This is a genomic window from Agaribacter flavus, from assembly GCF_042646125.1.
Lineage (GTDB): Bacteria > Pseudomonadota > Gammaproteobacteria > Enterobacterales > Alteromonadaceae > Glaciecola > Glaciecola flavus.
The window spans coordinates 332,375-358,428 of the sequence record NZ_JBHRSW010000014.1 but is presented as its reverse complement, the minus strand read 5'-3'; the positions used below and the strand labels follow the sequence as shown (position 1 = coordinate 358,428).

At 42.7% G+C, this 26,054-nt stretch carries 21 protein-coding genes and 1 tRNA gene; 9 read left to right on the top strand and 13 right to left on the bottom strand.

The features are described from left to right. Positions 1-308: 308 nt before the first annotated feature. From ACFOHL_RS09430 to ACFOHL_RS09395, 8 genes are all read right to left on the bottom strand, one after another. Complete coding sequence (locus ACFOHL_RS09430) at positions 309-464, bottom strand: DUF2897 family protein (protein WP_376919971.1); 156 nt, start codon at positions 462-464, stop codon at positions 309-311. Then, a complete protein-coding gene (locus ACFOHL_RS09425; protein WP_376919970.1) occupies positions 461-1,156 on the bottom strand; it encodes a M15 family metallopeptidase in 696 nt (231 codons plus the stop codon). The genes ACFOHL_RS09430 and ACFOHL_RS09425 overlap by 4 nt, the downstream gene beginning before the upstream one ends. 16 nt (positions 1,157-1,172) lie before the next feature. Beyond that, positions 1,173-2,300, bottom strand: coding sequence for a succinyl-diaminopimelate desuccinylase (dapE, locus tag ACFOHL_RS09420; protein ID WP_376919969.1), 1,128 nt, complete (start codon positions 2,298-2,300; stop codon positions 1,173-1,175). Next, positions 2,293-2,643, bottom strand: coding sequence for an ArsC family reductase (locus tag ACFOHL_RS09415; RefSeq protein ID WP_376919968.1), 351 nt, complete (start codon positions 2,641-2,643; stop codon positions 2,293-2,295). The genes dapE and ACFOHL_RS09415 overlap by 8 nt, the downstream gene beginning before the upstream one ends. 50 nt (positions 2,644-2,693) lie before the next feature. Then, positions 2,694-3,080 (bottom strand): ACT domain-containing protein, encoded by a 387-nt coding sequence (locus ACFOHL_RS09410; protein WP_376919967.1) that lies wholly within the window; start codon positions 3,078-3,080, stop codon positions 2,694-2,696. Between the two features lie 206 nt (positions 3,081-3,286). Then, on the bottom strand, positions 3,287-4,456 hold the full coding sequence (locus ACFOHL_RS09405; RefSeq protein WP_376919966.1) for a pyridoxal phosphate-dependent aminotransferase: 1,170 nt from the start codon (positions 4,454-4,456) through the stop codon (positions 3,287-3,289). 31 nt (positions 4,457-4,487) lie between these two features. Beyond that, positions 4,488-5,315 (bottom strand): sulfite exporter TauE/SafE family protein, encoded by an 828-nt coding sequence (locus ACFOHL_RS09400; RefSeq protein ID WP_376919965.1) that lies wholly within the window; start codon positions 5,313-5,315, stop codon positions 4,488-4,490. Between the two features lie 12 nt (positions 5,316-5,327). After that, on the bottom strand, positions 5,328-7,958 hold the full coding sequence (locus tag ACFOHL_RS09395) for a TonB-dependent receptor plug domain-containing protein (protein WP_376919964.1): 2,631 nt from the start codon (positions 7,956-7,958) through the stop codon (positions 5,328-5,330). Positions 7,959-8,355: 397 nt separating this feature from the next. Here ACFOHL_RS09395 and ACFOHL_RS09390 point away from each other — a divergent pair, with 397 nt between their 5' ends. The 3 genes from ACFOHL_RS09390 to ACFOHL_RS09380 all read left to right on the top strand — a co-directional run bounded on the left by ACFOHL_RS09390 (position 8,356) and on the right by ACFOHL_RS09380 (position 10,685). Next, positions 8,356-9,303 (top strand): LysR family transcriptional regulator, encoded by a 948-nt coding sequence (locus tag ACFOHL_RS09390; RefSeq protein WP_376919963.1) that lies wholly within the window; start codon positions 8,356-8,358, stop codon positions 9,301-9,303. A 166-nt stretch (positions 9,304-9,469) separates the two neighbouring features. Then, positions 9,470-10,546, top strand: coding sequence for a patatin-like phospholipase family protein (locus tag ACFOHL_RS09385; protein ID WP_376919962.1), 1,077 nt, complete (start codon positions 9,470-9,472; stop codon positions 10,544-10,546). A 62-nt stretch (positions 10,547-10,608) separates the two neighbouring features. Further along, positions 10,609-10,685: transfer RNA gene (locus tag ACFOHL_RS09380), tRNA-Val, on the top strand. 69 nt (positions 10,686-10,754) lie between these two features. Here the strand turns inward: ACFOHL_RS09380 and ACFOHL_RS09375 are convergent. From ACFOHL_RS09375 to ACFOHL_RS09365, 3 genes are read right to left on the bottom strand one after another with little or no spacing between them, the layout of a single operon-like run. Further along, positions 10,755-11,900, bottom strand: a complete 1,146-nt coding sequence (locus tag ACFOHL_RS09375; protein ID WP_376919961.1) for an ankyrin repeat domain-containing protein — start codon at positions 11,898-11,900, stop codon at positions 10,755-10,757. Positions 11,901-11,911: 11 nt separating this feature from the next. After that, complete coding sequence (locus tag ACFOHL_RS09370; protein ID WP_376919960.1) at positions 11,912-13,267, bottom strand: DUF1552 domain-containing protein; 1,356 nt, start codon at positions 13,265-13,267, stop codon at positions 11,912-11,914. Next, on the bottom strand, positions 13,236-15,758 hold the full coding sequence (locus tag ACFOHL_RS09365) for a DUF1592 domain-containing protein (protein WP_376919959.1): 2,523 nt from the start codon (positions 15,756-15,758) through the stop codon (positions 13,236-13,238). Before ACFOHL_RS09365 ends, ACFOHL_RS09370 begins: the two co-directional genes overlap by 32 nt. A gap of 72 nt (positions 15,759-15,830) precedes the next feature. Here ACFOHL_RS09365 and ACFOHL_RS09360 point away from each other — a divergent pair, with 72 nt between their 5' ends. The 6 genes from ACFOHL_RS09360 (at position 15,831) to ACFOHL_RS09335 (ending at position 22,982) form a co-directional block, all read left to right on the top strand. Beyond that, the gene (locus ACFOHL_RS09360; RefSeq protein WP_376919958.1) at positions 15,831-15,986 is read left to right on the top strand and encodes a hypothetical protein; all 156 of its coding nucleotides are present in this window, start codon (positions 15,831-15,833) and stop codon (positions 15,984-15,986) included. 77 nt (positions 15,987-16,063) lie between these two features. Beyond that, complete coding sequence (locus ACFOHL_RS09355; protein ID WP_376919957.1) at positions 16,064-17,734, top strand: alkaline phosphatase D family protein; 1,671 nt, start codon at positions 16,064-16,066, stop codon at positions 17,732-17,734. A 158-nt stretch (positions 17,735-17,892) separates the two neighbouring features. After that, entirely contained in the window at positions 17,893-19,149 is a 1,257-nt protein-coding gene (locus ACFOHL_RS09350) for a hypothetical protein (protein WP_376919956.1), read from the top strand. Next, a complete protein-coding gene (locus tag ACFOHL_RS09345) occupies positions 19,149-19,568 on the top strand; it encodes a hypothetical protein (RefSeq protein ID WP_376919955.1) in 420 nt (139 codons plus the stop codon). Before ACFOHL_RS09350 ends, ACFOHL_RS09345 begins: the two co-directional genes overlap by 1 nt. Further along, entirely contained in the window at positions 19,555-21,135 is a 1,581-nt protein-coding gene (locus ACFOHL_RS09340; protein ID WP_376919954.1) for a sensor domain-containing diguanylate cyclase, read from the top strand. The genes ACFOHL_RS09345 and ACFOHL_RS09340 overlap by 14 nt, the downstream gene beginning before the upstream one ends. Positions 21,136-21,149: 14 nt before the next feature. Next, positions 21,150-22,982 carry a bifunctional diguanylate cyclase/phosphodiesterase gene (locus ACFOHL_RS09335; protein ID WP_376919953.1) on the top strand — a complete coding sequence of 611 codons (1,833 nt, stop codon included), beginning with the start codon at positions 21,150-21,152 and terminating at the stop codon, positions 22,980-22,982. A 34-nt stretch (positions 22,983-23,016) separates the two neighbouring features. On the opposite strand, the gene ACFOHL_RS09330 is transcribed toward ACFOHL_RS09335, so the two are convergent. Together ACFOHL_RS09330 and ACFOHL_RS09325 are read right to left on the bottom strand one after the other, a co-directional pair. Next, entirely contained in the window at positions 23,017-24,624 is a 1,608-nt protein-coding gene (locus ACFOHL_RS09330; RefSeq protein WP_376919952.1) for a sulfatase-like hydrolase/transferase, read from the bottom strand. Next, positions 24,621-26,021 carry a sulfatase gene (locus ACFOHL_RS09325; RefSeq protein WP_376919951.1) on the bottom strand — a complete coding sequence of 467 codons (1,401 nt, stop codon included), beginning with the start codon at positions 26,019-26,021 and terminating at the stop codon, positions 24,621-24,623. Before ACFOHL_RS09325 ends, ACFOHL_RS09330 begins: the two co-directional genes overlap by 4 nt. Between the last annotated feature and the right edge of the window lie 33 nt (positions 26,022-26,054).

The window sequence follows — 26,054 nt, the reverse complement described above, 5'->3', positions numbered from 1 at the left end:
CATACTATCGTCAACTGCTTGGGCTACCACTATCAACAAATTTATTCTTAAAATGGGTGCGGGATGTCAGCGACAGTGGCATGTCTAATCAAACGCAAGTGGCTATGGTCATATGGCATACATATCGATGCTGCTGGTCGCAGAGGGTTGTGCGATAAGGTGGTGCTCGACGCTTATTTAAGTTAGACGCTCAGCTCATGCCAGTGCGCGACTTACCTTTTTAGAAATCGGTCTTCATCAAACACCTGATGATTATTGAGCATAAAATAGGTACAACGTCCAATCCCGTCGAATTCTAATCTCAGACGTCAATCTTTATCATCATCTTTGTCATATTCTGAGTCGGGTCGCTTTTTAAAGCCTTTGGGCACAGGAAAGCCCTTGCTATCACGTAAAAGTAGAATATTTCCAACAATAATCCCAAGTGCTAATACAATTACAATTATTATTCCGCTTATCGTCATTTATTTGTGCCTTCGTTTAATGTATAGCGTTTAAAAAGCGTAGGTAGGCGAGGAAGGATAGTGCTTTTTCCGTTGATTTCCGCACCTTGCAGTAACGCTGCAAGGGATTCAAGCTTGAGCATATCAATGATTTTGTTCGCGATAGGGCTATAAGATAGGTGCCAAGGCTCTTTGGCTACTCCACCAGTGTATGTTGCGTAAGGAAAACTAAAGTTGTATTTGGGAGCATTGTCGCACAACCAACTAGCGAGTGCGGCGCAGGGGCCTTGGCCTTCATACTCTTCAGGTATTAGCTCAAATCGACGATTTCCATCTTGTGTATATCTGGCGACCTTGGACTTGTCATATACGTCAAAGTCTGTCCCCCAATGGTGACGAGATGCGCCTGGTAAGGCTGACCATAGCATGATTGCATGTATTTTTTCTTCACTGGATAATTTGCTTGCTTCGAGCTGGTTTCCATCTAGCGTGTTGAGGGGTAACATGCCCTCCCATTTGCGATTCCATATCGACAATTGCTTATCAAAACTTCTATAGCTGGAGCAGATTTGTAAATCGTGCCCCTCATTGGCAGCGGCGTCTTGCATTCGCTTATATTGATCTGCGACTTCAGCCATCAATTGATGGCTGTCGTTGACATTAACTAAGTGATCGTCGTTTAAACCAAAGCATTGCTCTTGTAAGATAATCATGTGCTTACACGGCTAACTAAGCCAATAAATTTACGAGCACTTGATAATATATTTTTTCAAGTGCTTTGACGTTAGCAATATTGACGCATTCATCCACTTTGTGGATAGTGCCATTTTCGGGGCCTAGCTCAATTACTTGTGCGCCAGTAGGAGCGATAAAGCGCCCGTCAGAGGTGCCACCTGCAGTAGACAACTCGGTTTCGAATCCCATGATTTGACTAATACTGGCTTTGCATGCGTCGACTAGACTGCCCGCTTCGGTAATAAACGGGTTCCCACTCAAGATCCAATTGATCGAATAATCGAGGCCGTGCTTGTCCAAAATAGCGGTCACACGTGATTTTATCTCTTCTGCGGTTAATTCGGTGGAAAAACGAAAATTAAAGTTTACGTGAATTTCACCCGGGACCACGTTGGTTGCACCAGTTCCTGCATTAATGTTGGAGACCTGAAAACTGGTTGGCGGAAAAAACGCATTGCCCTCATCCCAAACTGTACCCGATAATTCGGCTAGTGCAGGTGCAAAAAGATGGATTGGATTCTTAACGAGGTGAGGGTAGGCGACATGTCCTTGTACACCCTTGACGGTTAGCTCCCCTGTAATTGAGCCTCTGCGGCCATTTTTTATTATATCGCCTGTGGTTTTTGTACTTGAGGGTTCACCAACAATGCAGTAATCAATTTTTTCATTTCGTGCTTCTAAGGTATCGATTACGCGTGTCGTACCATTGATAAATGGCCCCTCTTCGTCACTGGTGACGAGGAAGGCAATAGACCCTTTGTGATCAGGGTAGTCCTTAACAAAACGCTCGGTGGCACACAACATCGCCGCGAGGGACGATTTCATGTCTGCAGTGCCGCGGCCAAATAGAAAACCATCTTTTTCAGTTGGAATGAATGGGTCAAACTGCCACTTCTCAACGGGGCCTGTGGGCACGACATCGGTATGCCCAGCAAAACAGAAAACAGGCTTTGTATCTCCCTTACGCGCCCATAAATTCGTTGTGTCTTCAAACACCATGGTTTCATTGTTGAACCCTAATGGCGCTAATATGTCCTGCATGAGTAGCTGACAACCAGCATCTTCAGGCGTCACCGATGCTTTGCTAATGAGATCTTTTGTTAGTTCTATTACATCACGCACGTTTAAATACCTCTGCGTATTTGTCTGCAGTGAAGCCAATAAATAGTTCGTTCCCTGTGTCTAGAATAGGGCGTTTAATCATCGATGCATTTTCTATGACTAAAGCAAGTGCATTATCTGCATTTAGATTCTCTTTTGTTTCTTGTGGCAATTGGCGATATGTCGTCCCGCGTTTGTTTATTACAACATCGACGCCAAATGTGTCTATAGCACGTTTAATGATATCTTCACTAACACCTTGTTTTTTATAGTCATGGAATTCATAGTCTACTTCGTTATCCGCTAACCAGCGTCTAGCTTTTTTAATCGTATCGCAATTCGGAATGCCGTAAACAACCGCCATTTTCTATCCTCTATGTGTATCATTGCTATGCATCTAAAACGACGCATTGTTCATTTTCGTTGAAGGGTGTAGCCATTATCGGAGAGGGCTTGAATAGCTTTATCCAAGTTTTTCTCTTTTACTAGTATGTAGTCTGTTTCAAAGGTGCTTTCAACAAAAATACTAATTTCAGCATTGGCTAATACTTCACTTATACCGGCCATTATACCCAACATTGAAAGATTTAATGGACCTAAAACTTCTAATATACGCCAATCTTTATCAGACTCTTGTGCCTTGACAGCGATAGATTGGAGACAAACTATAGATAGTTCGCTCTTGGTTTTACCGATAAAAAATATTTCTGCACTTAACACCGTTTCGGGTATTGGCGCATTAGCCGGCAAACGATGAATGGAGTAGGTATCGTCCAGTACCAAAAGTGTTTGTTTTTTCATTTGTTCACCTAAAACGTCAACTTATCCACGAAAACTGTGGATAAGTTTGTGTAGTATACTTGGTTTAATAAGTAAGTTAATGAAAAATATAGTAAAAGTTTGTTGTTTAGAATACAAGCAAAGTGACGTGTTTTTGACTTTTCATAAAAAAATACCCTGCAAAACTGTGCAGGGTATGTATATTTTTTAATAGATGGGGAAAGTAACTACGCCATTTTTTCCATGGCTTCTAAGGCTTTTGGCATGGCAGCAGCGTAACGTTTCACATCTTCTATTTTGCCGGCACTGACGCGAGACCAAGGTTTGTATGTGCGATATTGACCACGAATTAAAATGTTTTCTTTTTCCATGGCTTTGCGGAAGGCATTGGCGTCGCCGGTTTTTCCTAAGTTCACAAACACGAAATTTGTACTCGACGGCAGTGCTGTTAAGCCGTTTGCTTTTACTGCGTCATAAATGATTCCTTTTGCTTCTGCAATTTTGTCTCTAGAGAAATTCATAAAGGCTTTGTCATTAAAGCTTGCAATTGCGGCAGCTAAGCCAGCCTGATTGATGGTGTATCCGCCCAAGCCGTAACGGTTTATCCACTCAATATTTTCAGCAGAACCGAGCATATAGCCAACACGCAAGCCAGCTAGACCGTATATCTTAGAGAAAGTGCGAGCGACAATGACATTATGTCCTTCTTTGATTAAGGGCACCATAGAGTTTTTCACTGGGTCGTCAACGAGTTCATTGTATGCTTCATCAACCAGTACTAGGGTTTTCTTTGAAGCTTTGATACAAAACTCTTTGAGTTTAACAGGATCAACAATGCGTCCAGTTGGGTTGTTGGGGTTACAGATTTGTACCATCCCGACTTTGTCGTCAATGGCATCGTATAGTGCATCCAAATCGATGCCCAAATCTGCGGTATTGGGAACGCGTTTTATCTCTGGTCCGCCCGACTTTATCGGCAATTTTGAGGTTGTATCCCAAAACAAATCAGGGCCAAGGATCGTGCCTTTTGTCGTTGCTGCCATGGCGGCAAACGACAAGATTGGGCTTGAACCGGCACTTAAGGCTATGTTCTCTCTTTCTAGGCCATAATACTCGCCCAACATATCGAGCAACTTTACTGCCGCAGGGTAGGCATAGTAGGCTCCGCCAGAAGACACCGCTTCTGCCATGGCTTTTATGGCGTCTGGGCTAGGCCCAAAAGGGTTTTCATTGGCGTTGAGCTTAGCAATACCCGGTTTAGGTCCGTAGTACAACTTTTCAACGGCTGCCTGATTGGCCATGGCCAATCCCGAGCTAGTTAAAATACCTGTTGCACCTACGGCTGAGGCAGCCAAGGTGCGGCCCAAAAATAATCTTCTAGATCGATTGTAGGTCATAGTTATTTCCTTTTTTATTCTTTAATGGCTTTTAGCCGTTGAAATACTTATAAAACATGGCGATAGATACCACCACAAGGTACACACCAAATAATCGTTTGAGGGTTTTCTCGTCAAAGTGGTGTGCTAATTTACATCCAATAGGCGCGGTTAAAATCGAACCGATACTAATAAACAATAAGGCAGGCAGATTTATATAGCCAACCGTGCCAACGGGTAATTGCGCATGAGGCGTTTGCTCCATGAGTAAAAAACCAATTGCGCCTGGGAGCCCTATCAAAAAGCCTACACCTGCAGCGGTCGCCACGGCTTGTTGTATTGTGCGCTTGCACATAACCATAGTGATCACCATAGGTGTGCCGCCACCAATCCCTAGCAAGGCTGAAAAGCCACCCAATATGAAGGCAAAAGAGGCTTTTGTTGCGCCGGTTGGCATTGACATGCTCACCCCCTCTCTCACTATCAGAGTCGGGAACAAAAAGTAAACGGAATACAAAAGCACACCACCCGCAAATATCGCCATTAGCAAAGAACTGTCACTGTGATTTGCTAACACAATACCGCCGAGTACACCAAGAATAATCCACGCTGACCAGGACTTTAAAACAGCAAAATCTACAGCCCCTCTCTTTTTGTGCGCTAAAACTGAACGAAGGCTCGAGATGACAATAGAAGCGAGTGAGGTACCAATGGCGACTTTCACCAACTCACCCGACTCTACGACAAATAAAGGGAAGACTGCAGTTAATGCAGGAACGACGACAAAACCGCCGCCGTTCCCAAATAAGCCTGAAGTGATCCCTGCGGCTGCACCAGCAACACACAGGGCGATAACAAACCAAAGTAAATTTACATCCATTTTTGTTAGCCGTTAAAACTTCGCGACTAATTTAGTGTAGTAATATCCACCTTGCCAATCGACCACGGAATCAGAGCGATATATCCGGCCACAGCAAGAGTCGCCACGTATTTCAGATGGATCTGGATAGTTATCAAATACGTTTCTTACGCCGAACGCCAGTGATAGCGTGTCAGTAAAGAAATACGTGCCTTCTAAGTCAACAAAGAACTCTGGGTCGAATTCTTGAATGGCGCTATCAGCGGCACTGCTTTCTACGTTTTCATAGTCGCCGTAATAACTGACACGAACCAAGCCTTGGAAGTCACCATAGGTGTGTTTAGCCGAGAATACACCGCGTAAGGTAGGTGTGCCGTTCTCAAAATCAAACTGATTTTCGGCATTTAAAAACTCGCTAGGATCAGAATCAAACTCTGTCTTGTTGTAGTTTAACGATCCGGTAAACATAGTGTCACCTAAGTCACTTTCCATGCTATATGTGACGATTAAGTCAATACCAGAGGTTTTAGTATCAAATGCATTTTGGAAGTAATTTACACCACCAATTGATTCTGCACCGACTACGCCTGCTGATTGCAGTGCAAGGAAGTTATCGAACGCTGCTCCTTGAGTGGGGTCAGTAGACACATCAAGTGTTGACACAGCATTGACTCTATCTTCTAAGTAAATGAGATAGTAGTCTAAAGTTATGTTTACATCGCCTAATGCGCTTGTGATACCAAAAGTAAAGTTGGTAGAAGTCTCAGGGTCAAGCGGACTTGCACCTAGAGCTTGTGCGACGTCACTGCTGGCAGGGAACAAGCCAACTGCTACTGGAGTACCATTGGGTAAACGTGTAGAAACATTGGTTGTACCTTGTTGACCAGGTGTAGGCGCTCTAAAACCTGTACCGACTGAAGCCCTAATGCCTGTGTCTTCTGTTGCTTGATAGAAGCCTGCCACCTTGTATACCACCTCAGAGCCAAAGTCAGAGTAGTCTTCAAAACGGATAGCCGCTTGCATAAATAGTTCGTCAGTAATATCGCCACTGATGTCAACATAGGCGGCGTATGAATCGCGCGTGTAACTCTCTGAGAACTCAGGTGAATAACCTGGGAAACCATTTGAACCAACCGCTACTACAGTATAAACGGCGTCATTGTCATCCGCACAATTCAATGTCGAGCCATTTGCAATTGCTGCCATGCCAGCTGTTGTGGGAGTTGAATCAGCAATGTTGTCAACATCGGTACAAAAGTTCCAAGGATCCGCTTTAGCATAGGGGCCATCAATATATGACTCTAGCTCTCCTTCAGCGATATCATAAGTTTCGTCCAAATAACTTAGACCGAATGCAAGGGTATAGTCATTGAGGTCATATAAAAAATCCGCTTGGATCTGTAACTCTTCATTAGACAGAGTACCGGGGTGAAACTCTGTGCCTGAAGCATCACCAAGCGAAGGGTTAATCGTATTTTCTAGGGTATAAGCAATTTCGTTATAGCCGTAGCGGGCGTTTAAATCGTAACTTAGTTCGCCAGCGGTCATGCCTTTAACACCAGTGGAGAAAGAGTAATCTTCGATCTCACCGGTAAAACGAGGGGTAAAACCACCTGGATAGATTTGCAATGGATTCCAAATACTGCCGTCTTCTAAGCGGATATCTTGGAGTACACTGTTAAAAGGGAACCTGTAGAAAAACGAACCGTCACCTTCACTGCTGGTATAGTTGGTAAATGCATACCACGACATGGAGTCTGAAATTTCGTATCCAGCGTTGACAAACATGCGAAATGCTTCAGCATTGGGTTGTCCCCAAGGCTGCACAACATCAGCACCGTGAACGCGACGCCCCATTTCTTGTGCTGCGGCAATAAACTCAGGTGTTACCAGTTCGGCATAACTAGCATCGGGGTCAAAACGTGGGTGGTTTGGATCAACACAGAACCAAGGTTCACAATATTGCTCACCACGACTTGTCGCTTCCGTGTCATTGTACTCTAGCGATACACTCAAAAAGCCGTCTTGACCCAATGCCAAACCTTTGTTTGCACCAATGGTGATAGAGTCGCCATCGCCTTCAAAGTACTGACCATATTCAGCGCTAAAGGTACCACCTTCAGAATTTTCTTTAAGTTGGAAGTTGATTACCCCAGCAATGGCGTCAGATCCATATTGTGCGGCCGCACCGTCACGGAGTACTTCAACTGAGCCTAACGCAGCAGAAGGGATGGTCGCTAAATCGGGCCCTTGTGTACCCGAACCGCCTATCTGAACTAGAGCAGAACGGTGGCGTCGTTTACCGTTAACCAAAACTAATGTTTTATCCGTTGGCATGCCCCTAAGTGTAGCAGGACGAATAAAAGTTGCACCGTCGGAGATTGGTTGGCGAGACAGGTCGTATGAAGGAACGAGTGTTCTTAACACGTCATTGAGGTCGGAGAATGCGACGCCTTCAATATCTTCAACGCTTAGTACATCAATTGGAACTGGTGAGTTGCTCACCGATCTTGGCGCCCCTCTAGCACCGACAACGGCGATTTTTTCAAAGCTTTCAGCATCCGGTGCAGCTTCTTCCTCTTGCGCATTTACTGGAGCTATTCCCACGAGTGAGTAACTGGCTAGTAATGCTACAACAACCTTGTTTAACGTGCGTTTTTTCATGTATTGCCCCATTTTCATTATTATTACAGGATTTATGCCCTGTTTTGGTTAGCAAGCGTGTCGTTTAGACATCTGCTGTATTATGTGTAATCCCATCACCAGATTAATTAAATCGCGTAGATTTTAGGAAGTAAGAATAATATTGAGGGGTATAAGTAATATTTATTGCTCTATTTAAGTGATTGATAAAATGAAATAAAAAATACGATTTAGCGGGAAAATATTTTTTTGCATTAAATGGGATTAACTGAATTTTTACAAATTAAATTGTCTAGCACTCGGATAGATGGAATAAGAATTGCTCAATATTGTTACTACAATTCTATGATCTGCTGAATCAGCCCGAAGTGGCTACTTTAAGCTTTGGGCAGTCGCACCTGAAATTCGAGTGAAAAATATGAATACCAAGCAGTTAGAGTATTTTTTAACGACAATTAGAAAAAAAAGCATTGCTGCTGCCGCGCGCGAAATGGAGGTCGCGCAACCTGCAATAAGTCAGCAAATATCCAACTTGGAACGAAGTATGGGCTTACCGCTTTTAATCCGGGATTTTAAAGGTGTGAGACCCACTATCGCAGGTGAAATCTTTGCCGAACATGCTCAAAACATATTGTCTGAGTTGAGCAGAGCAAAAACAAAGTTAAGTGAGCTAGTGGATAAGCAAAAAGTAGAGATTAAAATCGGCATGATGCCGTCAATTTGTAATGCTATTTCGCTCCCCCTTATAGAGACAATCGCCGAAAAGTTTCCCGATATTTCACTGGATATCAGTACTGGGCCATCGTATTCATTATCGGGTTGGCTTGAGGCAAATAAAATTGATCTCGCGCTTACATATGAGCAGGCTTTTTCGTCTGAGTTCATGGTTGCCTCACCTTTATTAGAAGAGTTTATGTATCTAGTTGTGGGGCTTGATACGGCGACGGACAACTACAAAGAATTGACAAAACTAGAGAAGATCCCATTTTGGGCATTAAGTGAACATAAGATACTGATCCCAAGTAACAAAGACGCGCTTGGCAAGTTTATTGAAAAATACGAAATGGATACTGGGGTCATGCTCAAGCACGACAACAATTACACGGGTCACATAATGACCGGTTTACGCCAAGTTATGATGGGCAAGGGACTAATAATACTTCCCTCAGCCGCAACCTATCATTTAGAAGATAAATCCTTGGTAAAATGTATCAAGATAGTCGATCCTGAAATGCGTAGGCGCGTTTTGGCTATTACTAATAAAAACCACCCACCTTCACAGTATGTTTGTACACTCATTAGTGCGATAAAAAATATTGTAAAAGAACTCAACAGAACCGGCGTTTGGCGAGGTGAATTATGTTGATTATTTGCAACTTGTTTTTATCCACTTTATCGCATCACTTATCCCCTTTATCTGTGGATAAGTTTGTTAGCTACATATGTGTTAATTAGTAAATTACTGATAATATTAGTAAAAATATCTCGGTTATTATATCATCAAAGTGACAAAATTTTGACTAATCAGCCAAATGAAAGCTAAACAAGTACTACAAATTTATGCCGGTAAAACTGCATTAGCACTTATCAAACGCGAAGGTTTTAATGCAAAAATGTTTTCTGCATTTTTGGGTGCGTCGGGCGGCCCTAAGTGGTTTGTTTTGTGTGGTCTTGATAAGGTGATGTTTGAAGACTTCTTTTCTGATACAGGACAAAGGATCGATATCATCGGTACGTCAGCAGGGGCATTTCGTGCAAGTTGTTTTGCTCAGAAAGACAGTAAAGCAGCAATAGAACGGCTTGCATATGGCTACAGTACAACAATATATTCGAAGCAACCAAAACCTCAAGAAGTATCTAGAAAAGGTATCGAGCTACTAAATTCTGTAGTGGATAGTAAGGGGCGAAACGAGATATTAAATAATGAAAAGCGTGCTCTACATATTATTTCCTCGCGCTGTCACGGCTTGGTAGCGAGTGAGAGCAAGTTCAAACAACTCGCAGGATTGGGGCTAGCGAGTCTCCGAAATTTTAGAGCCCGCAGTATGTTGTCAAAAAGCTTTTCGCGCAGCATCTTTTATAGTGGTATAGACAGGCTGGATTTTACTGATCAAGATAAAATTCAGAGTGAATACATCAAACTCACTGAAAACAACCTGCATGAGGCCGTGATGGCTTCGGGTTCAATTCCGCTCGTCATGGAAGGGGTGTCGGATATAAACCATGCACCAAGAGGCGTATATAGAGATGGGGGAATTATCGACTATCATTTTGATATACGTATCAATACTCGAGGTTTAGTGCTGTATCCGCATTTTGCAACTACCCCCATTCCAGGTTGGTTTGACAAAGGCATTAGGTCTAGAACATGCAAAGCACAAAGCTATGACAATGTGGTGATGTTAGCGCCAACAGACGAATTTGTTGCTTCTTTACCCTATGGAAAAATCCCCGATCGACGCGATTTTACCGAAATGGACAGCGAACAACGAATTCCTTATTGGCAAAGAGTCATTGCGGAGTCAGAACGGTTGGCAGAAGACTTTTTTGAACAAATAGAAAACGATAATGTGGCAAATTTTGTTCAAGCGATAAGACTTAAGCGATAAAAGCTGAAAAAGCACTTGCCAAAATAATCGAAATTGCTATTATGCACGCCGCTTCGATAAATGCGTCTATAGCTCAGTTGGTTAGAGCGCTACCTTGACATGGTAGAGGTCCCCTGTTCGAGTCAGGGTAGACGCACCATCTTATTTTTTCTACACTCTTTTTCTGTAAGGCTAACCCTTACGCACAAATTTTAGTTTAAGTGCAATTCTATATCTCTTGCGTATCAAGCTTTCCCTTAAGCATCGACAAAATATCCTGAAAATCCTGTTGCTCCGCAATTTCGATCGGAGAGAGCTGGGGAGGGATGTAATCTTCGGTTTTAAAGTTGGCTTCGTATCGCCATGTTAATCTTGATGGCGCGCCCGTGACAGTCGGATCTGCGCCTTTTGCAAGGAGCGCAGAGACTAACTTTGATTGGTTGGCTAGTGTTGCCGCATGTAGAAGCTGATGTCCATTGCGATCAAAGGCAGCCAGCACATTTTGGGCTGATTCCGGCTTCATTAGTACATCTAATTGCTTAACAAACCATGTTAAAAATTCGTAGTTGTGCGTATATACACTCAGTTGTGCAGCACTCGTACCATCCTTAGCCTTGGCAAGAAGATCAGCACCAAGTGAAATAGCGGTTTGCACAGTATTTAAGTCATGGCTTTTTATGGCAAAAAATAAGGGGCTATAGCCTTGCGATGTTTGCTGATTGATATCAGCGCCTTGACTTGCCAAGTAGCGCAAATTGTTTGCATTTGCATAATTTGCCGCCCACATTATCGCGGTTTGACCATACTCATTTGGCTTGTGTATATCTGCCCCCATCGCAATCATTCTCTTCAAGTCACGCGTCAAAGCGGATCCTGCGCACAAGTGAAATGCGCTTGTACCATCTTCTATCGTACTATTGGGATCTGCTTGGTGATCTAACAAAGCGTTGATAATAGCTGAATTTCCATATCTACAAGCTTGTACAAGTGGTGTAAAACGATTGCTATTTGGCAGCGCAACTCGGGCGCCTTTCTTGAGTAATAACTCAACTAACCTGGGCTCTTGTGTCTCTACCGCCCAAGCAAGTAAGCTTGAATTATCAGGTAGCAAGCGATTTACATCAATTTGGGTTAAGAGCGCTTCAAGCGTTACATAATCTAAATTCAAGATAGCGCGGTTACTTTTTAACAGTAATGCTTGGTGCTTACTTTCTGTCAAAACTGGGTGAAAAGTGCTCGTCGTCGTTTCACTTTTACAAGCGCCAAGAACGAATATGGCGGTCAGAATAAGCAGGCCGACTAAGCTATTATTAGTTTTTGCGTTAAAGCCAATAGCTAATTTACGTGTGTGGGGAGAGAAGAATGACAACATCATGTTAAAAACCTCTACGCTAAGCATTCTGTTAATGGTGCTGTACTGTCTCCAAACTGGGTACTCGGTACGCCCATATTTTGCAGAACAGCAAGCAAAAGGTTACACATTGGTGTATTTTTTTCGGTGGCAATATGTCTGTTTCCTTCTAAGCCGCCGCCAGCCAGAATAATAGGAAGATCCATATGATCATGCTCATTAGAATCACCGATACATGCGCCGCGAACGATATAGGTGTTGTCCAATAAGTTGGACTCGCCGTCTGGAATGCTCGCCATTTTTTCTAAATAGTCTGCAAACAGTTGCATATGATAGGCATTGATGTTTATGAGCTTATCTATTTTTTCTGGTATGTCGGCATGATGACTTAGGGCGTGATGGCCGTCGGGAATGCCGAGGTTTGTATACGCGTGATTACTGAGTTCTCTACCAAGCATAAATGTGCTCACTCGAGTCATGTCTGTTTGTAAAGCAAGCATTTGTAAGTCTAACATGATTTTTACGTGTTCTTCATAGTCGCTTGGAATATTTGCAGGCACAGTAAAGTCGTCTAAATTCATTTCGATGCTGGTTTGTTTTGCTTTGGCAATCCGCCGCTCAACATCGCGAATGGACGTTAGATATTGTTCCAGCTTGTATCTATCATTGACGCCTAAATTTTTATTGATCTGCTTTGCTTCATCATAAATGAAATCCAAAATACTGGATTTTTGTGCAAGCCTCATTTGCCGAGTGTGCTCATCAATTTTGTTGCCGTCTCCAAAAAGGTGTTCAAATACATCGCCAGGCGATACCATTGCTGGCAATGCCTGTGTTGGACTGCGCCAAGAAATGGTATTTGTATAGGTACAACTGTAGTTTATATCACAACTGCCTAATAAACTTGGTGGCTCGATACCCAATTCGAGTGAAGCTAATTGGGTATCTTTTGCAAAAAATTGCGCGGCGACTTGATCGGCCGATATACCGCAATAAATATCTGAGCCTTCCGTCGCCTTGGCATGCGCGCCCGTCAAAAAAGCGGGGCAGCTTCGACCGTGCCCTGCTGGCGGTGCATCAAATGCACTGGCTTGATAATGAGCCAGACCCGATATCACCGAAAATTTGTCGCGCACTTTTTCTAAGGGTTTTAAGATAGGCGTCATGGCGTAATCTTTTCCTACTGTTTTTGGCGTGTAGGCAGGCATCCTTATACCATTTGGCGAATAAAAAACGGTCATGCGTTTGATTTGCTTAGATTGTGTTTTTGCCATAACAGGCGCACCTAAGGACTCTAGCATAGGCAGTGCGATCGCCGCTCCCATTCCTCTTAAAAACGTGCGTCGAGACAGCTGTGGCTTAGTGTGTTTTAACGATCTGTTGTTTTTCATTCGTCATCTCCGGCACTGTTTTATAATTGAAAGGTACGCTACTTACGATTGCTTCGATAATTTTGTGTATACGATAGTTATCCTTGCTTGCTTCGCGAGCAATCGCTCTGATTGTCGGTTGATCGTATGCTTCTAAGCCTCGACCAAGCGCGTAGGTCAACATTCGATCGATAAACGCTTGCGCAAAACGTTCTTTTCTATCCCACAAAATGGTATGTAAGCCTTTAAGGCCATTAAACTTGGTGCCATTTGGCATTTGCGCACTCACATCAATGAGCTGTCCCGCTGCTGTTGTGCGAAAACTGCCAACTGCATCATATTGCTCTAGCGCGAGTCCTAGTGGATCCATGCGCACATGGCAAGACGCGCAGACGGGATCTTCTCGATGTCTGGCGAGTTGCTCTCTGGCTGTTAAATCCATGCCATTGTGTTTGGCTACCAGAGCCGGAATATCGGGAGGTGGAGGAGGCGGACTGGCGGCTAAAAGATTATCTAGTATCCATTTTCCACGTTTGACTGGTGAGGTGTGATTGGGATTAGACGTCAGGGTTAATATACTCGCGTGACCAAGTAGGCCACCTCGTTGCGTATTCGGGTCGAAATGCACTTTTCTGAACGCAGAGCCCCTTACACCGTCGATGCCGTAGTGAGTTGCTAGGGTTTCATTGAGATAACTGTAATTGGCGTTGAGAAAGTCAAATATAGACTGATTGTCTTTCAGTATACGTGTAAAAAACAAGCTTGTTTCTTTCTCTATTGCTTGACGCATCGGCACATTAAATTGAGGGAAAGCAAATACATCTGGAAAATGGTAAGGGAGATTGCGTAAATACAACCACTGGCCAGCAAAGTTATCAGTCAATGCTTGGGCTTTTTCCGAACTAAGCATACGTTTTATTTGTTGTTGGAGAATGCTTGGTTGCCTCAATGTCCCGCTTTGCGCAAGTGATCGAAGCTCTTGATCAGGAAGGCTACTCCACAAAAACAAGGCGAGCCTCGTGGCGAAGGCATAGTCGTCAATTTTATATATCTCTCCAGACTGGAGTGAGCTAGGCACTGGTTCTTGAATATATAAAAATTTGGGTGAAACCAGTAAGGCTTGAATACTCATGGCAATACTGGCGCGAAAGTCGAGATTTTGCTTTGCACGCATAAACACCTTCAATAAGGGCTGCACATCCCGATCGTTGACTGGCCGACGATAAGCTTCACTCGCCAAATTTGACAGAATTGTTCTTGCGCATTCTGTCTCTTTTGTATGCTTATCGTCTAGCGCGTTTTCTTGAGCATCTTTGGGCTGACATACAAAAATCTTACGCATACTTGGCGTGTCGAATTTATCCTCCGCTTTGCTAGCATATTGGGTATTTTGTATGTCAATCGGACCTGTGACTTCAATCTCTAACACGTCGCGCAAAAAGGCCGCTTGCGAAAATCGAGCAGACATATGATACGAGGGAACTTTCGTGCTATGCACGCGTGCACCATCAAGTATAAAGTCCAAATCTAAAAGTTCTGGCTCTCTATCTGGAATCACGACATAACTGGTTCCCTCTCTTACTGTAGGAACGTGTTCGCGCAAGGCTAAACGCTTACGAAATGTCATACCAATCGTGTGTTTACCAGCAGACAGGTTCACATTGTGCTTGTATCGATGAATCTCCATACGATCCACTTCGTTAGCGGTATTGGCATTGATAAACCCAGCAATTTCGTAGCCGCCACTGATAGGCGCATAAAAATCGAAGCTGCCTCCTCCTCTTGAATCTAAGGGAAGGTCGTCACTCATACGCTGGTCAAACGCGGGCACACCACTATTTTTCACTGGACCATCTTTGGGAACTAAAAAACTGGTCTTACTGGGAGTGTCACCTGCTGTACCTGTTGCAAGCTTACTTATTTTACCTGCGACTGATAGATAACGTTCGAGTAAGGTTGTAGATAAGCCAAGCACGTCTGCATTGTTGTCAAAACCATATCCTGAGTCATCGCCTGGTAGTGACTTCGACATATCTACTTGCAGAGATAATAGATCTTGTACAGAATTAGCGTATTCATTTCGATTGAGTCGCCTAATAGTGGCGCGCCCTGGGTTGGGATGGTTTGCGCTGTATGTATCTAGACCATTTTCTAACCACGATATTAATAAGTTTTTCTCTTCATTGCTTAGAGGCCGTTTGTCTGCAGGGGGCATGTCACCCATGGAGACGGCTTTAAGAATAGATTCCCAACGCTTTTGGTTTTTTCCTAAGGCTACATCACTGAGGTCAATATCTTCCACTGACCAGTTTCCATCAAAGATATAGTCATTGTGGCAGCTTTCACAGCGATCATAGATCAAATGACTAAGCCGGTTTTGTTGTTCATCAGGTTTGATGTTTTGAGCGTCAGTATCACCGCTAAATACACATAAAATAACCGCCCCGATCCAAATATAAAAAGATAATTGGTAAGGGCGAAAGACCAAATCTGGGGAAGGGTAATGGGGCATTTGCACTCTCTTCGAGCAATTTGAGGCTTATTGAGCAAGCATAAGGACATAAACGCTAAAAGTGCATGTTGCATGCCATCAAGTATCGTGGCTCACCAAATTGCAGCATCGCAATTGGTGGTCTGCATCGACTGGTTAACGGGTAAAGGTCAAAATGATTCCGTTGCGGTAGCTAGGCATATTGAACATTCAACTAAGGCAATATGTGAAGCGTGTTTAAGGCATTAATAAATATAGATTCATAAAAGCGTCATCGTCGCTGATTTACCATAGTGAGGGTTTATCAAACTTGAGTCAGCTTTACTATGAAAAATATATCCCGCAGAAATTTTATAAAGATGAGTGCGGCTTCTGGATTAAGCTTAAAATGGTTTACGCATGTATCGCTTGCCAATACGCCCCAACTAAAAACCAATAGTACGTTTTTGCACGGTGTTGCGAGCGGCGACCCAACTCAATCTAGTGTGATAATTTGGACTCGTATAAGTGCCAATTTCGATGCCCAAGTACACTGGCAAATTGCCCTAGACAGTGATTTTAACAATATTGTTAGGTTTGGAAAAACACGCACTTCCAGTGATAAAGATTACACAATAAAAATAGATGTAAGTGGCTTAGAAAGTGGCCAAACTTATTACTATCGATTTGAAAACAGTAAAGTATATTCAGAAATAGGCCGCACCAAAACTTTACCTAAAGGTAAGGTAGAACAAGTTAACCTTGCTGTTGTTTCCTGTTCAAACTATCCCTTTGGTTTCTTTAATGCATACGAACAAATCGGCTTGGACAAAAGCATCGACTTTGTATTGCACCTCGGCGACTACATATACGAATATGGCAGAGAGGGGTGGGGAGCAGAAGTAGGAAAAAGCCTTTCCAGAGAGCACTTCCCAGAGCATGAAACGATTACTCTGCAAGATTACCGGCAACGGCACGCGCAATATAAGGCTGATTATGCCTCTCGGCTGATGCATGCTGCACACCCGCTCATTCCCACTTGGGACGATCACGAGTCTGCAAATAATCCTTATATGAATGGTGCACAAAATCATGACAAAAGCGAAGGGGATTGGTTAAAACGCAGAGATGCTTCAGTACAAGCTTATTACGAGTGGATGCCAATTAGAGAGCCCAAAAACATTGCGCAAAGAACCGAATTGTGGCGTTACTATCAAATCGGTGATTTGCTTAGCTTAAGCACCTTAGAGACTCGACATACGGGACGAACAAAACAGATTGACTATGCAGATATATTACCCAACCTTTCTACTCGGCATGATCGGGACAATTTTATGCAAAATGTATTGGGCGACCCATCAAGAAACATGATATCCGCGACAATGCAGGACTTTGTGGTGAATAACATAGCGCAGTCTAAACAGGATAATATAGCTTGGCGCGTAGTGGGCAACCAAATTCCTATGGCGAGAACACATGTGCCGAATATTACGAATAAATTCAACAGTGACAAAGTACACAAATCTGATCCTATTTCAGAGGAATTGGCGCACTTAACTAAGCTAGGTGAATTGGATTTACCTATTTATCTTGATACTTGGGATGGTTACGCTGCTGCGCGAGAGGCATTTTACAAAGCGTTTAAAGATAAAGGTGTACAAGATTTAATCGTGTTGACTGGGGATAGTCATAGCTTTTGGGCGAACCAATTGTATTCAGATGACAAGCAAAAAATGGGCATCGAAATTGGTACAGCAGGCGTGACTTCACCGGGAGATTTTGAGCGTATGGGCGCGAATGGCGCAAAGATGTTCGACCAATTGTTAAGCGAACACAATGATGAAGTACTATGGACAAGCTGCCAACATCGAGGATATGTAAAACTATCCCTTAATCACAGTAAGGCGAAGGTGGAATACCTTGCTGTTAGCACAGTCATGTCAAGTGATTACGAGACTAGCGTTGTGCGCACATTCGATATACTCAAGGAAAACAACTCACTGCGGTTTGATATCTAAATAACATGAAATCGGGGTCTAGGGCGCTGCTAGACGGAGTTACTTGCTCCGAGTCAAGGGTTAATAAAACACAAAATGGTTTTTCAACTTTAGTTTAGGCTCTGCTGGTCGTTATAAAAACAGTGGAATTAATTTTTGGCGATTGAGTAACCTAAAAAATGAAGAGTCATTTTCTTTTAGTTTTTTTTACACTCGTTTTTGCATCGACAGTCAAAGCTGAAAACAACAAACTCAAATTCGGTATTTTTGGTAATTTGAGTGTGATGACTTCAGACTCTGATCTTTATGGATATAAGAGCGAAGTAGACGTAAATAAATCGTTGTTCAAAGGCGACTTTGACATCGAACCTCATTCTAAGATTGGTGCCCAGTTAGAATATCATGTTAACGATAAATTAGACTTTTTTGTGCAAGGTCTATATCGCAATGATGAAAAAGATAATTTTGATGATGTGCTGAATTTAGCTTTTTTGAGGTATAAGTTTAACGACAATTTTACTCTAAGAGCTGGACGTACATCCTTCGATTTATTTTTGTTAACCGAAGTGAGGGATGTTGATTTTGCTTTTTCATGGGCAAAACTCCCGCAAGAGACCTATGGCTTGTTGCCTCCTCGCAACGTAGATGGTGTCGATTTGATTTACCGTCATCCGCTTAACTTTGGTGAATTGAGAGCAAAGTTAAGCTATGGAGAGACGACCTATCCGATTCGCCGGCGGCGCAGCATAGACATGGACGACTTTTTGAGTCTCAGTCTCGAAATTGCAGATTTTAATTGGCTGGCAAGTGTTAGGTACTCAAACATAAACCTAGTTGGCTTATCTCCATTTTTTAATGAACTTAGCTCTGCGGTTAGCTTAATAGAAAACGTTTGGCAGGGTGCAAGGCCGCTCATGGCGGATCTCGATACCGATAAAATTGATGGTACATATTTATCTGCTGGGGGAAAGTATGAAGGGGAGCACTTAACCTTTATTGGCGAATTGGCAAGGATATCCACGATAGGGGTAGATAGAATTAACCCCGTTAACAGCGGCTACTTCTCTGTCATTTATCCCAATGGCAATATGGAATACTTTGCAGGCCTCGCGTACACCGATTCAAAAAGATATGTCGCAAATATTCTTCAAGATTTGTTGATACCACCGCAAGCTTTGCCGCCGCAAGTGGCGGGTCTGGTGGACATATTGGAATCCGAATTAAACGACCAAATAAATTCTTTTTCTTCTAACCAAAAAACACTCTCACTCGGATTGAGGTGGAACTACTCAGAACATATTGCATTCAAGTTTCAAATCGATACAACGGAAGTCGAAGCGCCAGGAGAGCCATTGTGGGCAACACAAACTACGGCGTCTTTACCCAAGACTAAAGCTGTAAATTTGTTTTTCTTTAACATGAGCTTTGCCTACTAATGAAGAACTTACTCAGTATATTTATCTTATTATTCAGTTTTACTGCTCTAGCAAACGAAGACGAAAAGCTGGTGATTGTGGCCAGTGCAGACAGTCAAATTAATTCTATTAGTCGCTATGAGCTTATTGGCATCTATATGGGACGCTATCGCAGTGGTCGTGACATGCCCACCCTTTCTCCTGTAGATAACGAAGCATATGAAGCTAGCTTTTACCGAGAAATCATCAATAAATCGATGTCTCAGGTCAATTCCTATTGGGCTAGGCTAAAGTTTACCGGTAGAGACTACCAAAAACCTCGCAAATCGGTTTCTTCTGATGACGCTATCGCGCATGTTTTGTCACTCGATGGTGCAATAACTTATATCCCTAAAAAGTATGTAGATGAACGCGTAAAAATTGTTTATGAAATTGAATAGCAAGGATAGCCTGCTTGGTCGATTACTTGTTTCAATTTTACTCACGGCCATGGCAGTTGGCTTTATCGCCTCTGAACTATATTACATGGTCGTATACAACAATAGCTTGAAACATGCTGAAATTGAGATAAGCAAGCTTCACGAAACTGTTGCTTCGACGTCGTCAATCGCCGCATTCCTTGACGATCAGGAGCTAGCAAAAGAAGTGGTGAACGGCTTAATTGTAAATGATGTCGTTATGTCGGCTGCTTTAAGTACAGCAGAAATTGAAGTGACGAACGGCAGACAAAGTGGAAACGGTCAGCAATATCACTTTGATATTACGTCGCCTTTTAGTGAGCAGGTGGTAGGGCAGTTGACGATAGTGCAAGACCTTCAGTTTATTACTCAAAGAGCCAGAAAAAATGCGGATTACAACGCGAGTTTATTGTTTACGCAAGCACTTATCATTACCTTTGTTTGCGTCCTGAATGTCTTTATTCTAGTAACCAAACCCCTAAGCTATATCTCTAAACAACTGAGTAAAATCAGCCCTCCGTCAAGAGCCAGGATTAAAAAACCCATTTTTCATCGAAAAGGTGAGTTGGGTAGGTTAACAACGGACGTCAACGCCTTACTTGTTAAAACTGACAAAGCCTTAAAACATGAATTAGAATATCGCAAGGAGATCGAAGCCTTAGAGGCGCGACTTCGATTAGTTTTTGATTACGCCAGCAACCCGATCGTACTTACCGACACGAGCGGAAATTTAATCCTAGCCAATCAATCTTTTGACGACCTACTTTCCTTTGCGAGTAGAAGCAAACAGAAAAACATGGGGAAGTTCTTGAATCAGCTGTTTGAAAATGGCGAGGCAATAGAAGATAGCTTTGAAAAACAATTGGCACTGAGTAATACCGCACTTGGTGAATTTAAACTATTACAAATTCAGTGTGATGATTCAGTCGATAACAAGCCTCGATGGTTCCAAATCATTGCCACATCAATTAGCACGGAAGATTTTAAAGATTACATCGAAATCTCTTTGCATGATATTTCAAACAAAAAAGAGAAATTAGAAGCCCTATCAAGCATTGTTGACTTAGATCCATTGACGCAAGCGTTTAACCGAAACGGCCTAAAATCAAAGTTGGAATTAATGAGTTTGAGCTATGCAAATTATGCCGTGTTATTTATTGATATTGATAACTTTAAAGAAATCAACGATACCTATGGTCATCAAGTGGGGGATGATGTACTGATAGAAGTGGTGAAGCGCTTCAAAAGTAGATTGCGACAAGGAGACATTGTTTGTCGCTGGGGAGGCGATGAGTTTATTTTGCTTTTGGCTGATGTGAATGAGTTATATTTAACACCGATATTGAGCGAATTGTCGGACGAGCTCAGACGAGAAATGCGTTTGCCGTATCTCAAGGAAAATTTAACTGTTGAGGCATCTATCGGGGTGTCCTTTTACCCTCAAAGCTCGCGCAATACCGATACACTGATAAAATTGGCAGATGAAGGCATGTATAAAGCTAAGTTGTCTAGGCAAAAAGATGCACTTCAGTCTCGCATTGTTGACTAAACTGCAGGCGATGAATGATTTCTTCAGCTAAACATCCGCTTTTTAAACATCCCCTGTTAGAGCGATCGTTGTCTTGGATATTGTTCGCAACATTAGTGGCGATAGGTATATACGTTTTACTCGCTGCGATTGTAAATAATTTTACTCTACTTCAACCCTTATTACTTTCTAGTTGTGTTTTGGCTTTATTGCGATGGTATTTGAGCGCAGACAACAGCCCAATTGTAGCGGGCGTTTTTGCATGGTACTTAAATTGCCTTGTCGCATATGTAATATGGCGGGATGGTGGGGTGGAAAACTCCGTAGTGTTTGCATTTATCGCGGCCGTGACAGTACCCATTTTGTACGGTCGAAAAGGCGTGTTGTTGTCGATTTTATTTTTCTCTGTATGCTATTTGTACTTATTGAATCTTATTGCACAGCTTGGATACACATCGCACCCAGTAAACTGGAACAAAACGCATGTCCTTTGCTTATGTTTACTCGCATATGCTTATGTTTTTAATAAATTGTTAGTTCTGTACAATGGCTTTGTTCGACGCCTACAAAAAAAGAATAAGAGACTTAGCCGACAACTAAAACGCCTTACTCACGAAAAAAAGCAAAATCTGTTTACTAAACTTGGCAATGATTTGGCGTGCGAAGAACATTTTCGTCGATTCTTTGGGAGAATTGGACAAACACCGGCTTTGCTGTGCATCAAAATTAACAATTACGACGACATTGTGGCTACGCAAGGCGAGACAGTCGCGGTTGAGTTTATTCTTAAACTATCTAAAGAAATACAAACGCATACCGAGTATTGCGCTTTTCACACGTCGAAAAAAGAGCTTACGGTTGTTGTCACACTGACTGAAAGTGAAATCCTAGAAGCCGAATTACTTGCGATTAAACGCATTATTTCTCAGACCTTTGAAATGCATTCTGGGCAAATTTCACTAAAATTTCAAGCGGGTGTATCCCAATATCCCTTTGATGGCGGCACTTACAAGGAAATCAGGAAAAAAGCAGTGATTGCTATGAACACCGAAGAAGCGCGTCAAAATTTTGCGAGCTTTCGAGCGGATATGGAAGCAAAGCTTGTTGATACTATTCGTATTAGTGAAGCCTTAAAACAAGCCATTAGCAAGGTCGCGTTTGAGCTGTATTATCAACCTAAAGTGGATCTGCAGAGCGAGCAAATTGTCGGATACGAAGCGCTTATCCGCTGGCAGCATGAAGGTAATTTTGTATCACCTGAATATTTTATTGGGGTTGCCGAAGCGAATGGATTGATCAGCGATATCGGTGCATGGGTTATTGAGCAAGCGTGCGAAGATTGTCAACGTTGGAACAAAACCCTTTCTAAGGCGCTACCCGTAGCGGTTAATGTGTCACCGCAACAGTTTAAACAAGGCGATTTGGCAAGGATTATCTCTAGCAGTTTACATAAAAACCGTTTGTCCCCAAGTTTACTAGAGCTTGAGTTAACGGAGTCTATTGAATTTGATGACAAATACAATGTTGAGCAACAAATTGATGTTATTAAGAGTTTGGGAGTTATCTTATCCATTGATGACTTTGGTTCAGGGTACTCAAACCTCGCTTACATCAGTCGTTTTCAAGCCGAGACACTTAAAATAGACAAGTCGTTTATATTCGATATCACCACCAATCGACAAAATTTGCACATCGTGGAAGCGATCATACAAATTGCGAAAGCTTTTGGTATCAAAGTGGTAGCTGAGGGCGTAGAGGATGCGCAAACAGCCACATTGCTCATTAATTCTGGTGTTGACATGGGGCAGGGCTACTATTGGGCAAAACCCATGCCTATGTCTCAACTATTAGATCTAAGCCTTCCTTAAGCCGGAGCACTTCGCGGGAGTACTCGCCCTGAACTCATAAACAAGCAAGACTCGGCAATAAGACTGTATCATCTTTGAGGGGGTACAGAGCATTCATACTGTCTAATTCGGCCTGCATAGCACGCATCATCTGTTTTAGTTCTTTGTGATGTGATTTACTCAAATCATATTTTTCGTAGGGGTCGTCTTTAAGATTAAACAACCTGCATTCACTATGCCCATGGTGTCGAAGAGGATCTAAGACCTTAAATGTTTCTTTCAACGGATAAAAATAAACAAGCTTCCAATCACCGTTCACATAGCTCGTAAAATAGCTGCTGCGGTGTACATGAGGAAAATGGTTTAAGAAGGTTTGGCGGCGTGAGTGGTTGAATTGACCGGCGAACTGTTTGCTTAACACGTCTCCGTCCACAGTTGTTTGAATAGAAAAATCTGGAGCGCTTATCGTTTGCAAGGTGGGAAGAATATCGAGAATACTGCCAATTTGCGTGATAGTTTTGCCTTGAGCAATAGGTAGTCTTTGCTGGTTTTTATTATCTGGAACCGGCTTTGCCCAACTTGCGATGAACGGCACTCGCATGCCTCCTTCATAGCTGGTGCCTTTCATGCCACGAAGCGGGGCGGAGCTAGCATGAGTATAGGGCTCAAATCGCAAGTCTTTATTTTCAGAAAGAGGGGCTGTACTGCCGTTGTCACCCAAAAAAATAACGAGGGTATCTTCTGCAATGTTTAATTGCTCTAGTTGCTCAAGCAATTGTCCCATGGAGTGATCAATCCCTTCCACCATTGAAGCGTAGGTCTTCGCAATCTCTGATTTGTGTGTATTGTCGTAATTGCTTATGAAGCGCGGATCAGAATAAAACGGTGTGTGCACCGCGTAATGAGACATGTACAAAAAAAATGGCGTATTTTTTTCAGCAGCGCGTGCAATGGCTTTATTTGCCTCTAATGTCAGCGCTTCTGTCAGGAAGGTATCTGTATTGTGATAAGCCTCTAAATGCGGCACGATGTTTTTGTTTTTCTTTTTACCATAAGCTTCTTCACCATAATAACTGCCGGGTGCACCATGGGCTGCCCCGCCGATGTTCTCATCAAAGCCTATATTTATAGGATTGGCACCCTCTGCTTGCGCCGGTGCAAAATGTCCTTTCCCTACGTGGATGGTTTGATACCCCGCTTCATTAAGCATAGTGAGGAGTGTGGCATTTTCTTTTGTTAAACCATTCCAATTCCAGTCTTTGGGTCCATAGTTCCCACTGTTATTGTGTAGTGGGTGGATCCATTGCGTTGTTTTATGTCGAGCTGAATTTTGACCGGTAAAAATGGACACGCGCGTAGGTGAGCAAACTGAATGCGCGTAAAACTGAGTAAAGCGAACACCGTTGTCAGCCAGCTTCTCTAAATTTGGCGTACGGTAAAAACTATTCAGTGGATGCGGTTTTGCCTCTCCATTTTTATCCACTAACATTGGCACGGACATATCCATCAGCCCCATATCATCAACTAAAAATAAAATGATATTCGGTCTAGTAAACTCGGGGGAAGATGCAGATAGGTCATTTGTTTGCGACCTTGGTTGCATATTTGGGTGTTGGCACGCGACAAATAAAATGATGCTTGCGACTACGGTAAGTACTCTCATTTGTCTAAGCCCGAATATGCTTCTACACCCATTTCTTTCTCCCAAACTTTTGCTTTTTTGACTAAGTTTTCGACAATGTCAGGGTATTTGCTGGCAAGGTTAATGGATTCTTGAATATCATTCGCAAGGTTGAACAGGCGTTTTTCACCACTTCTATAGGCGAGCAATTTCCAGTTGCCTTCTCTTACTGATAAGTAAAGGTCTTCATATGCGCGATAGCCGAACAATGGCGTTTTTCTGACGAGTTGACGGTTTTCTTTTAACACATCAATCAGGCTTACTCCATCAAGGGTATTGTTTGCTGCCTTAGGTTCACCTACGATATCCAAAATTGTCGGAAACAAATCAAGAGATTGTACTGGACTATCGTTTTTTACCCCCTTTTTCATGTGCTCAGGCCAATAGACGATAAACGGCACCCTTCCACCGCCTTCATAGAGCGTGTCGTATTTTTTGCCGCCGTGAAAGGGCTTATTTACAAATGCACCACCTTGGTCAGATAAAAAGATGATGATGGTATTTTTATCCATATTTTGTGCTTGCAGTGCATGCCTGACTCGACCAACAGAGTCGTCCATGGATTTTACCATTGCCGCATAATTGGCGTACGGGGGATCTAGGCCTTTGTCGAGATAGTGTTGTAGGTATGCCTGTTTACCGACAAAGGGGCCATGTACTGTGTAATACCAGAGATTTAATAAGAATGGCTGCTTGTCTTTGTACTGCTCAATAAACTCAACAGCATTGTCGGTTAATACCTCAGTAAGATAGTGGTCTTTTTTGTCTGCGAGTACTTCAGAGTGTTTAAAAAACGGTGAATAGTACGATTTTGGATGCCCCCAATTACTTGTGCCGTATTGAGAGTGAAAGCCTTGCTTTACTGGATGATAGCGCTCGTCACCGAGGTGCCATTTGCCAATAAAATGGTTGTAGTAACCATGTTTTTGCAACACTTCAGCGTAGGTTAAATAGTCGAGTTTTAACCAATTGACACTCGGGAATTTTGCTGGATCTGTTGGCCATAAATGGCTGGGTTCATCGCTTCGACCATAAATATCAAACCCAAACTTTGGGGAGTTGGGGATGTGTCGCGTCATTTTTAAACGCGCGGGGTGTTTCCCTGTCAGTAGTGCACTCCTGCTGGGACTGCATGTCGGCGTGGGTATGTAGGCGGAGGTAAAATCCATACCCTGTTGCGCGAGTTTATCAATATTTGGCGTGTCGAATGTGTTATTGCGGTATCCTAAATCCGACCAACCTAAATCATCGACAAAAAACAAGACAATATTTGGCTTGGTTTGGTAAGTCGATAGTGATGTTTGATTGGCCTCGCTTAAAGAAATAAATAAGGCATTGATAATGAGGTTTAAAACAACTACGCTTGATTTGATTTTCATGTTCAAAAGGACTGCCAGAGTCAGTAAATGTTT